This is a genomic window from Ruegeria sp. BHSA118 (assembly GCF_059613405.1).
In genome coordinates this window covers 1-12,654 of sequence record NZ_JBXWSM010000096.1, presented here as the reverse complement: position 1 = coordinate 12,654, position 12,654 = coordinate 1, and the positions used below count along the sequence as shown (strand labels likewise).

General features: G+C 57.6%; 14 protein-coding genes. 8 read left to right on the top strand and 6 right to left on the bottom strand.

Annotated features, from left to right (window positions below; translation table 11 throughout):
• Nucleotides 1-77: 77 nt before the first annotated feature.
• Entirely contained in the window at nt 78-479 is a 402-nt protein-coding gene (gene flbT / locus AC2FNN_RS19905; RefSeq protein WP_152459291.1) for a flagellar biosynthesis repressor FlbT, read from the top strand.
• The gene (locus tag AC2FNN_RS19900; protein WP_496760171.1) at nt 476-1,270 is read left to right on the top strand and encodes a DUF1217 domain-containing protein; all 795 of its coding nucleotides are present in this window, start codon (nt 476-478) and stop codon (nt 1,268-1,270) included. The genes flbT and AC2FNN_RS19900 overlap by 4 nt, the downstream gene beginning before the upstream one ends.
• Before the next feature lie 101 nt (nt 1,271-1,371).
• Here the strand turns inward: AC2FNN_RS19900 and AC2FNN_RS19895 are convergent, their stop codons facing one another.
• The 3 genes from AC2FNN_RS19895 to AC2FNN_RS19885 form a co-directional block, all read right to left on the bottom strand.
• The gene (locus tag AC2FNN_RS19895) at nt 1,372-2,946 is read right to left on the bottom strand and encodes a DUF427 domain-containing protein (RefSeq protein WP_496760170.1); all 1,575 of its coding nucleotides are present in this window, start codon (nt 2,944-2,946) and stop codon (nt 1,372-1,374) included.
• A gap of 106 nt (nt 2,947-3,052) precedes the next feature.
• A complete protein-coding gene (locus tag AC2FNN_RS19890) occupies nt 3,053-3,754 on the bottom strand; it encodes a winged helix-turn-helix domain-containing protein (protein WP_171637805.1) in 702 nt (233 codons plus the stop codon).
• Nucleotides 3,726-4,013: a hypothetical protein gene (locus AC2FNN_RS19885; protein WP_171637803.1), complete on the bottom strand. Its 288-nt coding sequence runs from the start codon at nt 4,011-4,013 to the stop codon at nt 3,726-3,728. Before AC2FNN_RS19885 ends, AC2FNN_RS19890 begins: the two co-directional genes overlap by 29 nt.
• Nucleotides 4,014-4,189: 176 nt before the next feature.
• On the opposite strand from AC2FNN_RS19885, the gene AC2FNN_RS19880 reads away from it, so the two are divergent.
• The 4 genes from AC2FNN_RS19880 to AC2FNN_RS19865 all read left to right on the top strand — a co-directional run bounded on the left by AC2FNN_RS19880 (nt 4,190) and on the right by AC2FNN_RS19865 (nt 8,107).
• Complete coding sequence (locus AC2FNN_RS19880) at nt 4,190-4,648, top strand: hypothetical protein (RefSeq protein WP_171637801.1); 459 nt, start codon at nt 4,190-4,192, stop codon at nt 4,646-4,648.
• A gap of 110 nt (nt 4,649-4,758) precedes the next feature.
• Nucleotides 4,759-5,376: a ribonuclease HII gene (gene rnhB, locus AC2FNN_RS19875; protein ID WP_496760169.1), complete on the top strand. Its 618-nt coding sequence runs from the start codon at nt 4,759-4,761 to the stop codon at nt 5,374-5,376.
• 107 nt (nt 5,377-5,483) lie between these two features.
• A complete protein-coding gene (locus tag AC2FNN_RS19870; RefSeq protein WP_171637797.1) occupies nt 5,484-6,584 on the top strand; it encodes a site-specific DNA-methyltransferase in 1,101 nt (366 codons plus the stop codon).
• Between the two features lie 140 nt (nt 6,585-6,724).
• Entirely contained in the window at nt 6,725-8,107 is a 1,383-nt protein-coding gene (locus AC2FNN_RS19865) for an adenylate/guanylate cyclase domain-containing protein (protein WP_496760168.1), read from the top strand.
• A 79-nt stretch (nt 8,108-8,186) separates the two neighbouring features.
• Here the strand turns inward: AC2FNN_RS19865 and AC2FNN_RS19860 are convergent, their stop codons facing one another.
• Both AC2FNN_RS19860 and mutY read right to left on the bottom strand, forming a co-directional pair.
• Nucleotides 8,187-9,323 (bottom strand): alkane 1-monooxygenase, encoded by a 1,137-nt coding sequence (locus AC2FNN_RS19860; RefSeq protein WP_496760167.1) that lies wholly within the window; start codon nt 9,321-9,323, stop codon nt 8,187-8,189.
• A 61-nt stretch (nt 9,324-9,384) separates the two neighbouring features.
• Entirely contained in the window at nt 9,385-10,440 is a 1,056-nt protein-coding gene (gene mutY / locus AC2FNN_RS19855; RefSeq protein ID WP_496760166.1) for an A/G-specific adenine glycosylase, read from the bottom strand.
• An 81-nt stretch (nt 10,441-10,521) separates the two neighbouring features.
• On the opposite strand from mutY, the gene AC2FNN_RS19850 reads away from it, so the two are divergent.
• Together AC2FNN_RS19850 and AC2FNN_RS19845 are read left to right on the top strand one after the other, a co-directional pair.
• Entirely contained in the window at nt 10,522-11,028 is a 507-nt protein-coding gene (locus tag AC2FNN_RS19850) for a DUF721 domain-containing protein (protein WP_496760165.1), read from the top strand.
• 13 nt (nt 11,029-11,041) lie between these two features.
• Complete coding sequence (locus AC2FNN_RS19845; protein ID WP_496760164.1) at nt 11,042-11,704, top strand: DsbA family protein; 663 nt, start codon at nt 11,042-11,044, stop codon at nt 11,702-11,704.
• Between the two features lie 39 nt (nt 11,705-11,743).
• On the opposite strand, the gene lpxK is transcribed toward AC2FNN_RS19845, so the two are convergent.
• Nucleotides 11,744-12,654: tetraacyldisaccharide 4'-kinase (lpxK, locus tag AC2FNN_RS19840; protein WP_496760163.1), on the bottom strand; the 911-nt coding region annotated here is incomplete at its 5' end.

Below are 12,654 nucleotides of genomic sequence, written 5' to 3'. Positions count from 1 at the left end.
GACGGCGCAACCGTTGAACCGTTGGTCGAAATCAACACGGCTGTATTGCGCGGATTGCGCCAGATGAGGGCAACTTGATGAGTGGTCTGGTCCTAAAGCTTGCCCCGAAAGAAAGGGTTCTGATCAACGGGGTCGTGATTGAGAACGGCGATCGCCGCGGCCGGTTTTCGATCATGACGCCACAGGCAAATGTACTTCGACTGCGGGATGCGATTCATCCCGATGAGGTGAATACGCCGGTGCGCCGCGTCTGTTATGCTGCGCAGCTTGTATTGTCGGGTGACATCGAACCTGGCCAAGCACGTCAGCAATTGTTGCGCCGCGTGGAAGAGCTGAGCCAGGTTTTTACGGATGCAGATAGCCGTCGGGTCTTGGCCGAAGCCACGGATGCCCTGGTTGCAGAGCATTATTACAAGTGCCTCAAATCGCTTCGCTCGCTTCTGCCGCGCGAAGAGCGGCTGATGGCTTACCAGCAATGACATTCCAACCCGTCATCCCAAGCGGCGGAATCGTGGGCTGGCGGTTTCTGCAACGTACCTATGAAAGTCAGCTCCAGAGTTTTTCGTCGTCAGCAGCAAATGAAAGAGAGACAAAGTATTTTCTGGACAATATCAGGAAAATCCAATCCGCTGAAGAGCTGGTTTCGGATCGTAGGTTGTTGCAGGTCGCTTTGGGTGCGTTCGGGCTGGAAGGAGATTTGGACAACCGGTTTTTCGTACGCAAGATCCTCGAGGATGGGACACAGGCGGATGACGCGTTGTCCAATCGATTGGCCGACAAGCGATACCGGGAATTTTCTGACGCCTTTGGGTTTGGTCCCGGTGCTGTCCGAAAAACCGCGCTGACGTCCGACATGGTGCAAATCGCCCAGGCCAATTTGACGGCCCGGTTTGAAATTGCCGTTGGCGAGTCGGATGAAACGATGCGTATTTCGCTCTATGCACAACGAGAGCTTTCGGATCTTGCCAACAGGACCTCAAGCGCAGACACAAAGTGGTTCGATCTGATGGGGTTGCCGCCCTTGCGCAGCATGATGGAAACGGCACTTGGACTGCCGTCATCCTTTGCGCAGCTGGACATTGATAAACAACTGGTCGAGTTCAAGGCCAGGTTGCTCAAACTGACCGGCTCGGATGACCTGGCACAGTTTTCGAACCCAAAATTCATCAAGAAACTGACCGACACCTATTTGGCCAGAAGTCAGATTGCGCAACTTCAGAACACGATCTCGCCGGCGCAGACCGCGTTGTTCTTGTTGGGAGCCGTTTGAGCGGAGCGCCCCTAGATCGAAGTGGTCGGTGAAGCACGATCGCAAAGGCGTCACGGTGATCAAGGCAATGCGGTTTTCTTCAGAACTGCAAACGAAAGGCCTCAACCGTTCAGAATGTCATCGGCTGCGGTTCGTAAAGCATATGATCTGACGGGGCGGGACACGTTGTGCAGATTGACGTCTCCCAGCGGTACAGCATTGGAACAGGCCGGTTCGATGTCTTCTGAAACGACAATGCGGTGCCCGTGCGACTTGCCGAACTCGCCCAAACGCGCGGCGATGTTTGCGGCCTGACCGATAACTGTGAAATCAAGCCGTTCGCGAGATCCCACATTGCCGTAGGTGACACGCCCATAAGCGACGCCGATCGAACAGTCGCAATGCCTGTCCGATCCTTCTTTGCGCAGCTCTCCTAAAACTTCGACGATTTTGATCGCCGAGCGCTGGGCGTTGGTGCGGGCCGTACTGGCATCCTCGTCCGTTGCCGGGAAAACGGCCAGAACAGCGTCGCCAATAAACTTCAGGACTTCTCCGTTATTGTCATGAACAATGCCCGAGACCGTTTCAAAAAACTCGTTCAGCAGATGGATATATTCACCCCGGCCCAGCTTCTCTTCCAGGCTCGTTGAATTGCGGAGGTCGCAGAACATGATGGCGGCGTCGATCTCATCCCCGTCACCCCGCCTGATTTCGCCGCCCAATACGCGCGCGCCAGTGCGTTTGCCGACATAGGTTTCCAGCAGGACACGCGCATTTTCGCGCTGCATGAACACTTCGTAGAAACGGGCAATGACCGAGGAACATTCAAAGACAAGGCCAAGATTTTCGGTGGTAAACCCGTCCGGGTGATCGCAGGTCAGTGTCAGAACATTGGTGCGCCCGTCGGAAAACGGCAAGGGCATGGCCACGTAATCCGTTGCACCCTTGGCCCGCAGATCCTCCATGATCGGGAAGCTGTTATGCGGGTTTTCATCATTCAACCTTTGCCGCACGCCACCCAGGCCGTTCGAGACATGCCGCAAGGGGCTGTTGATGAAAGCTGGGTGATCATAGATTTCGTATGTCGGAGCCCGGGTCAAAATCTCTTCTTCATCTTTTTCCCAGATATAGTGCTTTCCCGCGATCAGGGGGTGAAGAGACCAGGCCAGAATGCTCAGCCTTTGTATTGCGATGCCATGCTCCAGCATCTTCTCGGCCAGCGCTTTGGTAAAGCTTTCGGGCGTTGCCGCGGTCGAAGCGCCACGCATCAACCAGTCAATCAGGGGCCCGCTGATGTTGCCGTCTTCTGGTTCGCGAAGGCGGTTGTCGCCCAGATCGATTTTCGTATAGGCGCCGGGCACAAAGCCGATGCAACCTTGAATGGCCGCGCTTTCAGGCAGAGCTTCCTCATAGGCCCAGACAGAATTGACCAGGTTTTCGGAACCCAGATTGATGTCGTGATATGTGGCAGTGCCTTTGAACGGGCAGAATGTTTGCAGCTCTGTTTCTTCGCTCAGATCAACACAGACATCCGCGCGGGGAACATAGATCGTGGGCGGCAGGCGCGTTTCATACATCACCTTGGCATCTGTGCTTTCAGCCAAAAGCACATCATTGCGGTAAATGGCAATTCTGCCATTCAGCGATTCAACCGAGATTCCATACCCATTGATTTTTGGTGCGGCGTGGACGTTCATATGCGACCTCCCTTGCCTGGGGTTTTTCTAGAATGGGGCTTTGCATCCCACATTCCAAGAGGCGCTGAAGGGAAAAGTGCCAACGCATACGGTCATGCAGCAAGGTTCAGACCATTTGTATGACGTCTTTTTCGATGGACAGCATATACCCTTTCTTGGCGATGTTCTTGACCAGAAGTTCACTGACCATCTGGTTGCCAAGCGCATCCCGCAACCGTTTGATCCGCGTCGCGCCTGCGGCTTCGTCGCAATCGGCCTCATTGCGGCCGGAAATCATCGCCTCGATCTGGGCGCCGGACAGCACCTCATCATCCAGCCGGGATTCAGCCAGAACCGAGAGGGTTTCCATGGCGGCGGGCGTGAGTTTGAAATCCATGTTGTTGAGGTAGACGGTGTTTTCCTCGCGGCTGATCAACAACGAGGTCACCTGAATGCCGGTGCGTTCGATTTGCGCCATGCGTCGGTTCAGCAGTACCAGCATCACCAGAAAGACCAATGCCGAGGCCATCATCGCACAGGCAAAAACCAGCAGCACATAGATCACCATCCGATAACTGGACAGGGTGTCGGCGAAGGCGGTGCCAGACTGGGCCAGAATTTCAAGCAACCGGATTTCGGTTTGCGAGGTCAGATCGGTCTCGATGAACAATCGCTCGACACGTGCGTTGAATGCGTTGGCGTCCGGCAGGGTCCAGAACAGGAAAACGGCGGCGGTGATCAGAATGGCGATAATGGCTGCGACGCCCAGCACAACCAGACGGACCCCTGACCGGCGTGCGTCAGAAACGGAGATAGAATTGTCCGGCATTGCCTTTCCTCTGATCCAACCCTTCCGGCCCGAAAACGGACTGCACTTCAAGTAAGGTCCAGCCTGACGCGCTCAGGCGCTGGGCGATTTCTGCCTGGGCCTGGCCCTTGTCGCAGTTCGAGACCTGGATAACCCCATAGTGCAAACGCAGCGGGTTGTCTTTCTTGGCCTTGTAATCCGCATAGCAATCCGCCGCAGACGCAGCAGAGCCAAGCGATATCAGGACCGCAAAGGTCAGAGAAGAGAGGATCTGTTTCATAGGCCGCATCCTGCGCACGAGTTGCCGCGATATTCAATAACCTAAGGGGTTTGCGGGTTCTGATATCCGATAACACCGGGCCGTTATTGCTTGTCTGGATCGGTCGCCCCCAGTGTCAGGGCAGTCAAGACGCGCTCCGTCACACGGTCGCCCAATCAATCAGAAGGACACGCATCATGCATAAGAAATTCATCGCTTTCATCGTTGCGACCGCTGTTGCCATTACCGGTGTCTCGGCCTCTCAGGCACGGGCTGCGGATGCAAAGGACATTCTTGGCGGGTTGGCCGCCATCGCGATCATCGGGGCCGGGGTTCACTATTACAACAAGGAAAAGAAAAAGGATCGGGCGACTCGCCACCAAACCTATACCCCGGCACCTTACACGCCGCAGCCGGTGCGCCCTCTGCCGCCGCGCGTGGCGCGTTATGATCTGCCCCAGCGCTGCCTGCGCACATTCAACGGGTATTCACAGGATCATCCGCTGCTTGGGCCGAAATGCCTCAAGAAGCACTACAAACATGCCAATAGCCTGCCGCAAGAGTGCAAAGTCGGTTTCTGGAATGGCCAAAAGGTCAAGCGGGCATACGAACCCGCGTGCTTGCGCCAGAAAGGATACCGTGTCGTTTACCAGTAACACCGGTTGAGCAGGAGCGGCGCCAAAGAAGCGCCGTGTAAGAGAGGGCGGTGTGGGCTGCCCTCTCTTTTTTTCTTGCGGCGCTGTGTGAAACACGGTTTTCCAAAAGGATGACAAAACCAGATTTCGAACTTGAACAGGCGCTGCTGGACCGGGGCCATTTCCGCATCGCGGGTGTGGATGAGGTCGGGCGCGGCCCTTTGGCCGGCCCGGTCGTCGCAGCAGCGGTGATCCTGAACCCACAGGCCATTCCCGAAGGGTTGAATGATTCCAAGAAGCTGACGGCCAGACGTCGGGCCGCGCTGGATGCCGAGATCCGTCACAGCTCCGAGTTTGCCGTGGCCGAAGCCTCGGTCGCCGAGATTGACGAGATCAACATCCTCAGAGCATCGCATCTGGCGATGCTGCGCGCGGTTGAGGCACTGTCGCCGGCCCCTGATTTCCTGCTGATCGACGGGAACATGGTTCCACGCGGCTTGAAAATCCCGTCACAGGCCGTCGTGAAGGGGGACGCCCGGTCGGTGTCGATTGCAGCCGCGTCGATCCTTGCGAAAAACTGGCGCGATCAGGTGATGGTGGATTTGGCGCAACAGCATCCGGGATATGGATGGGAAACCAACGCCGGTTATCCGTCAAAACAACACAAGGAAGCGCTGCAAAATCTTGGCGTGACCCCACACCATAGACGTTCGTTCAAGCCAGTGCACAATATCTTGTATCAAGAGTAAATCGTAAGTCGCTGATTCAAAAAAGAAATTGACGGCGAATCGTCTTTGACTCATCCTTGTCTCAACCAAATGAGCGCAAAAGCGCCGTGGATACTTGAGGCAGTGATATGACAACGACCACCAAAAAGGGCGCAAAAGCGCTCCCTTTAAACACGATCCTATCCGGGGACTGCATCGAAGTGATGAACAGTCTGCCAGAGGCGTCGGTTGACCTGATTTTCGCCGATCCTCCGTATAACTTGCAGCTGAAAGGCCAGTTGCACCGCCCGGATAACTCTCAGGTGGATGCGGTTGATGATCACTGGGACCAGTTTTCCAGCTTTGGGGCCTATGACCAGTTCACGCGCGAATGGTTGAAGGCGGCACACCGCCTGCTGAAGCCCAACGGCGCGATCTGGGTGATCGGTTCTTACCACAACATTTTCCGTGTAGGCTCGGCTTTGCAGGACGCAGGATATTGGATCCTCAACGACGTTGTATGGCGCAAGTCGAACCCGATGCCGAATTTCCGGGGCAAGCGCTTTACCAACGCGCATGAGACGATGATCTGGGCCTCCAAACGCGAGGGCGCGAAATACACGTTCAACTATGAGGCGCTGAAAGCCCTGAACGAAGGTGTGCAGATGCGCAGCGACTGGGTGCTGCCGATCTGTACGGGGCATGAGCGGCTAAAGGATGAAAACGGCGACAAGGCACACCCGACGCAAAAGCCGGAATCGCTGCTGCACCGCGTGTTGATTGGCTCGACCAATCCGGGCGATGTGATTTTAGACCCGTTCTTTGGCACAGGTACAACCGGTGCAGTCGCCAAAATGCTGGGTCGCGAGTTCATCGGGATCGAGCGCGAGGAAAGTTATCGCAAAGTCGCTGAAAAGCGCATTTCGAAGGTACGCAAATTCGACCGCGAAGCGCTAGAAGTCAGCGCCAGCAAACGCGCCGAACCGCGCGTGCCCTTCGGGCAACTGGTCGAACGTGGCATGCTGCGCCCGGGCGAAGAGTTGTATTCCATGAACCAGCGCCACAAAGCCAAGGTCCGGGCTGATGGCACATTGGTCGGTGACAACGTCAAAGGCTCGATTCATCAGGTGGGCGCCCATCTGGAAAACGCCCCGTCCTGCAATGGCTGGACCTATTGGTGCTTCAAGCGTGACGGCAAGACGGTGCCGATCGACGTTCTGCGTCAGCAGATCCGGGCTGAGATGAACTGATACAAAGAACACCGCCGGTGCCTGTGGCCTGACACAAGGCACTACGCCTTGCCCCGCCGATCCTACGGCGGGGTCTTTTGTTTTCGGATCAACAGTGATTGCATGTCGTTGACCCTGACACTGCAAGAAAGATCACGGCCATGACCGAGACAACCGCGCAGCCCCGCCGCCGTCTGTTTTTCACGGAACCTGACACGTTCGATCTAGACAACAAATACACCGAGGCCGCGTTGGAGCGGCACAAGCGTGAAGGGTTGGAACTGGCCGTTCGCGCGCGCTGGGTGGCGATGGCACTGACCGGGGTTCTTCTGGTTTTCCTGAACCCGCATTGGGAGGTGCTTTGGTACCACTTCATTCTGCTGCTGATCTGCGCCAACGGATGGCTGATCCGCCGTTCCGGTCGGGTGGGGCAATCGCGGGTCGAGCTTCTTTTGATCTTCGTGGACTTGCTGATCATGACCCTTGGAATGATCGTGCCCAACCCGTTCAGTGACGATGTCCGCCCTCTGGCCATGCAATATCGGTTCGACAACTTTCAGTACTTTTTCGTCATCCTGGCGGCTGGAACCCTGGCCTATTCCTGGCGAACGGTCATTGCTATCGGTTCGTGGACGGCATTGATGTGGACGATCGGTTGGATCATTGCCTCGTGGGTGGCAACGCCGATTCCGGGGATTAGCGAAAAGGTTGCAGAGGCCTTGCAGGGCTATCCGGATGTTGCCCAACTGTTGGACCCCAACAGTTTCATGGTCCCTCAACGTATCCAGCAAGTGATCGTATTCATAATGGTTGCGGTTACGCTGGGTATTTCGATGCGGCGTCTCAATCAATTGTTGATGAACAACGCTGGATTGGAACGGGAACGGGCCAACCTGTCGCGGTATTTCTCACCCAATGTGGTGGATGAACTGAGCCAGAACGATGAGCCGCTGAAACAGGTCCGCAAAGAGGATGTGGCGGTTCTGTTCATCGATATCGTCGGGTTCACCAAATACGCCGCCGGGCGGGATCCCTATGAAGTGATCGAGGTTCTGCGCGGGTTTCACGCCCGTATGGAAACCGAAGTATTCCGGCACCACGGGACCTTGGACAAGTACCTGGGCGACGGTTTGATGGCGACCTTTGGCACTCCGGTGCCAACGCCCCTGGACGCGAGCAATGCCCTGGACTGCGCGCGTGCGATGGTGGGTGTGATCGACCGTTGGAATCTGGAACGCCGCAGGGCGGGAGAGCCCGAAATCCATGTCGGCGTTGGGGTGCATTACGGCTCGGTCGTACTTGGGGATATCGGTGCCAACCGGTTGGAATTCGCGGTGATTGGCGATGCGGTCAATGTGGCGGCCAAGCTTGAAGCGCTGACGCGTGATTTCAAGGCGCGTATCGTTGTCAGCGATGCCGTGCGTTTGCGGGTTGAGGAAGAAAACCCGCAGGCGCCGGAGGTCATGGCCGGTTTTGTTGCCTGCCACGAGCAATCAGTGCGAGGGGTCGAGGCGCCGATGGATGTCTGGGTGATGAAAAGCTGAGGACCTCCCGCCTGTCAGAACAGCATCACAGATGCCGTGCTGACAGTTGGGCCTGGCAGCGCGCCTGTGCGCGCTGCGGTCACGCTTTGGGCATGGGGTTCAAAGATTTGTTGTAGCGGTGCCAGTCGGTGATCTCGGGATAATAGTGGCGTCGCCACGCGCGAACGCGCGGATTCATGACCCGCCGCCAAAGCGGCGGTATCATCGCGGCCACAGTCATGACAGGATAGCCATAGGGCAATTGCGGGGCTGTGTCCGACGCGTGGTGTTGCAGCAGCGGAAACCGGCGATTGGGTTTGTAATGGTGGTCCGAATGGCGCTGAAGATTGATCAGCAACCAGTTCGATGCTTTCTGCGAGGCATTCCAGGAATGGCGTGGCAGGACATGCTCGTACCGTCCCTCGCCCAGGTGTTTTCGGGTCAGGCCGTAATGCTCGACGTAATTGACCAGCTCGAGCTGCCAGATCGCGACACCAGCCTGAAGCAGAAACAGAGCCACGCCGGACCATCCTCCGATCAGGCCGGCCAGTGCCAGCATCCCACCTTGCAGCGCCCAGTACCGCCAGAACGGGTTTGAACGATCTGTCCACGGTCTGTCGATGCGGGCCAGCTTGTTGCGCTCGGCGTTGAAGGCCGAAACCCAGCATTGCCACAGAACGCGGGTATAGAAGCGATGGAAACCTTCGTTGTAACGCGCCGTTACCGGATCGCGCGGGGTGCCAACATGGCGGTGATGGACCAACAGGTGCTCGGACCGAAAATGAGAATACAGCACCATGGCAAGAAGGATGTCCCCCAGCCAGCGTTCCAAGCGGCTTTTCTGGTGCATCAACTCGTGGCTGTAATTGATCCCAATCGTGCCCGAAATGACGCCCATGCCAAAGAAGAGGCCGATTTTCTCAAGCGTTGACAGATGGGTGTTGTGGGTTGCGTACCAGATCAGACCAAAAAGGGTAACGAACTGGATCGGGGCCCAGAGTTTTGTCAGCAATATGTACCATTGCAGCGCCGTGTCCGGCGTCCCGGGGTCGGCGTTTTCAGTGTTGAGCCCGGTGATCCGGTCCAGCACTGCAAAAGCCCACCAGGTTGCGGCAGGAACCAGCAGCAGTGACCATCCACCGGTGGCAGCTGAAAACCAGACCAGCGGAATCAGCAGCAGCGACACCCAGAAAGGGGATGCAGATTGCCAGCGGGACAATGTGCCTGTTGCGATCATCTTTTCTGCTCCGACTTTACGGAGATATCCTAGCCATGGCCCGAAGACTTGCACAGCGGACTTATTGTCGTCGCCAAAGATCATAGGCCTTACGCATCACGGTTGGCAGGTCGCCGGGCCTGAAGCTGTGCTTGTCTACCACTGTCAGATGCTCGGGTACGTCGTGATCGGCGGCATCCGTGGTCCAGATCCGCAAAATCAGGTGGAAATGCGTAAATGTATGGCGCACTTCGCCCGGCAACATCTTCCAATTCGCAGGGAACGGAGGCCGTTCGGCCGGGACATCGTTCCACTCTGATCCGGGCCAGCCCAGCATTCCGCCCAGCAAACCTTTGTCAGGCCGGCGTTCCAGCACCATGGCCCCGTCTGCGCTTTGCGCAACATACACGTGCCCGCAGCGTGTGGGTTTGGGCTTTTTGGGTGTTTTTCTTGGCAGATCGGCCTGGGTTCCTGCGATACGGCTCTGACAGGGGTCACGCAGGGGGCAGATGCCACATGCCGGCGACTTCGGCGTGCAGATGGTTGCCCCCAGATCCATGACCGCCTGCGCGTAATCGCCGGGGCGTGTGGCCGGGGTCAGGGCCGACGCCTTTTCCTTCAGCAGGGGTTTGGACCCGGGTAGCGGATCGTGAATGTCATGGAACCGGGCCATGACACGTTCGACGTTTCCATCCAGCACGGTTTCAGGCCGATCAAACGCAATGGCCGAGATCGCAGCGGCGGTATAGGGGCCTATGCCGGGTAGGTTCAGCAGCGCTTCGAAGCTGTCGGGAAACCGGCCATCGTAGTCCTGCGTGACGGCACGGGCGCATTTCAAAAGATTGCGGGCGCGGGCGTAATAGCCAAGCCCGGCCCATTCCCCCATCACCTGCTCGTCCGGTGCGGCAGCCAGAGCCTGAACCGTAGGCCAGCGGGTGGTGAAGCGCAGGAAATAGTCGCGAACGGCGGCAACTGTAGTTTGCTGCAACATCACTTCGGACAGCCAGACCCGATAGGGATCGGGGCGCATCCCGGCGGCGCGATCTGCCGGACCGATGCGCCATGGCATTTCGCGGGCGTGGCGGTCGTACCACTCCAGCAACGCATCACTGACGGTGAATTCAGCAGAGTCACGCAAGTTTTATTCAACTCCCGGTCGGGTTTCGCTGGCACATGGTGGCCTGCCCAGTACAATACAGGTGTAGGAGCTGGAAACCAGATGCAACGCAGACGTTCTTCGACCCGCGGGTTCAAACGCACCGCATCCTTGCTGAACGATCAGATACGGCGCGCCGGGGAAAGCCGGGGGTTTGCCGTGTCGCGGCTTTTGACCCATTGGGCCGAGATTGTCGGCCAGGATACCGCCGCCATCGCGCGCCCGGTCAAAGTGGGGTATGGCAAGGGTGGTTTTGGTGCGACCCTGACCGTGTTGACGACCGGGCCGCAGGCTCCGATGCTGGAAATGCAGAAGGAACAGCTGCGCGGCAAGGTAAACGCGGTCTATGGCTACAACGCCATCAGCCGTGTCCGTATCACCCAGACCGCTCCGACCGGATTTGCCGAGGGGCAGGCCAGTTTCGACCACAAGCCGAAGCAAGCAAAACCCCAGATTGCGCCTGACATTGCCGCCGAGGCCGACAAAATGTCACGCGATGTACATGATGAAGATTTGCGCGCGGCTCTTGAACGTCTCGGGCGCAACGTTTTATCCAAACAGAAACGCTGAGAAAGGGCTGAAAATGAGCCGTATTGCAACCGTAATCTGTGCGGCCGTCGCCGTTGCCGCTGGCGGCTATTGGCTGACGCAGTCGAACACCAATGTCACCATTCCGCTGGTCAGTGCCGCCGAAGCGCAGGAAGCAAACCTGGATACGTCGACGATCGTCGAGATGGTGCAGGGCGCCGAGGATGCGCCGGTCGAAATCATCGAATATGCATCATATACCTGCCCGCACTGCGCAAATTTCCACACAGGCGCCTATAAGCAGCTCAAGAAAGACTTCATCGACACCGGCAAGGTCAAGTTTACCTACCGCGAAGTCTATTTCGACCGCTACGGCCTTTGGGCATCGATGGTTGCACGCTGTGCCGGCCCCGAAAAGTTCTTTGGTATAACAGACCTGATCTACGAAGGGCAGGCAGAATGGACACGTGCAGGTGGTCCGGCCGAGATCGTGGACGAGCTGCGCAAGATCGGTCGTTTGGCCGGCATCGATGGCGACCAGCTTGAGGCTTGCCTGCAAGACGGTACCAAGGCGCGGACATTGGCCGCTTGGTACCAGGAAAACGCCGAACGAGATGGTATTCAGGCGACCCCGTCGTTCCTTGTGAACGGTAGGAAAGTCGACAACCAGTCCTACGCTGACTTCAAAAAGCTGATCGAAGACGAACTGGGTGGCTAAACACCCTTTTCCGGTTGGCCCTGCCCGGGCCGACCGGGCCTATTTTGGCGCAGGTGCTGCATTCAGCAGCATATCCCGGACCTTGTCAGTTTCGCCGACTTGCAAACGAACCGGCAGAGTGATCACTTTGCTCCGAAAAGCCGGGGGCAGACGCACGGCATCTTTCTCGGTTGTTATCATCTGAGCACCGAGTTGGCGCGCCTCGTTTTCCAGACGGGCCATCAGTGCCTGAGTCAGAGGTTGGTGGTCGTCCAGGGCTTCGGCGCGGACCACGTCTACGCCCAGCTGCCGCAGGGTTTTGAAGAACTTCTCGGGGTGGCCGATACCGGCAAATGCCAAAGCGCGTGTGCCGGTCCAGTCCATGCCGGTTTGCAGGGGTTCGATTGCTCCGGTGACATGGGGAACGGACAACTTGTCGCCCCACTGAGCGGTGAAAGCCATTTGCGCGGCTTCATCGCCCAGAGACAACACAAGGTCGGCTCGTTTCAACCCGATGTCGACCGGTTCCCGCAGTGGCCCGGCAGGCAGGCACAAACCGTTTCCAAACCCGCGTTGAGCATCCACAACAATGATCGAGAAATCCTTGTCCACCGAGGGGTTTTGAAAACCGTCATCCAGCACGATTACCGTGGCACCCGCGGCCGCGGCGGCCCGTGCGCCCGCCGCCCTGTCCTTGGCAACCCAGACTTCGGCAAACATCGCCAGAAGCAGCGGCTCGTCCCCAACTTCGGCAGCAGTGTGCCGGGCCGGATCAACCTGCACCGGCCCGTCCAAAGAACCTCCGTGCCCCCGCGTGACGACATGCGGTTCGTGCCAGGCGCCTCGAAGCTGTTCAAGAGTCCAGATCACCGTTGGTGTTTTACCGGTTCCACCAGCGTTGAGGTTGCCGATACAGATCACGGGCACACCCGGCTTTTCTCCGGCCTCCGAGGCGATCCTTCGGGCCGTTG

Excerpts from the sequence above, each read along its gene's own strand:
- AC2FNN_RS19850 (WP_496760165.1), top strand. The coding sequence starts at position 10,522 with ATGCAACGCAGACGTTCTTCGACCCGCGGGTTCAAACGCACCGCATCC.
- AC2FNN_RS19845 (WP_496760164.1), top strand. The coding sequence starts at position 11,042 with ATGAGCCGTATTGCAACCGTAATCTGTGCGGCCGTCGCCGTTGCCGCT.
- flbT (WP_152459291.1), top strand. The coding sequence starts at position 78 with ATGAGTGGTCTGGTCCTAAAGCTTGCCCCGAAAGAAAGGGTTCTGATC.
- AC2FNN_RS19900 (WP_496760171.1), top strand. The coding sequence starts at position 476 with ATGACATTCCAACCCGTCATCCCAAGCGGCGGAATCGTGGGCTGGCGG.
- AC2FNN_RS19870 (WP_171637797.1), top strand. The coding sequence starts at position 5,484 with ATGACAACGACCACCAAAAAGGGCGCAAAAGCGCTCCCTTTAAACACG.
- AC2FNN_RS19885 (WP_171637803.1), bottom strand. The coding sequence starts at position 4,013 with ATGAAACAGATCCTCTCTTCTCTGACCTTTGCGGTCCTGATATCGCTT.
- AC2FNN_RS19860 (WP_496760167.1), bottom strand. The coding sequence starts at position 9,323 with ATGATCGCAACAGGCACATTGTCCCGCTGGCAATCTGCATCCCCTTTC.
- AC2FNN_RS19890 (WP_171637805.1), bottom strand. The coding sequence starts at position 3,754 with ATGCCGGACAATTCTATCTCCGTTTCTGACGCACGCCGGTCAGGGGTC.
- AC2FNN_RS19895 (WP_496760170.1), bottom strand. The coding sequence starts at position 2,946 with ATGAACGTCCACGCCGCACCAAAAATCAATGGGTATGGAATCTCGGTT.
- AC2FNN_RS19880 (WP_171637801.1), top strand. The coding sequence starts at position 4,190 with ATGCATAAGAAATTCATCGCTTTCATCGTTGCGACCGCTGTTGCCATT.
- rnhB (WP_496760169.1), top strand. The coding sequence starts at position 4,759 with ATGACAAAACCAGATTTCGAACTTGAACAGGCGCTGCTGGACCGGGGC.
- AC2FNN_RS19865 (WP_496760168.1), top strand. The coding sequence starts at position 6,725 with ATGACCGAGACAACCGCGCAGCCCCGCCGCCGTCTGTTTTTCACGGAA.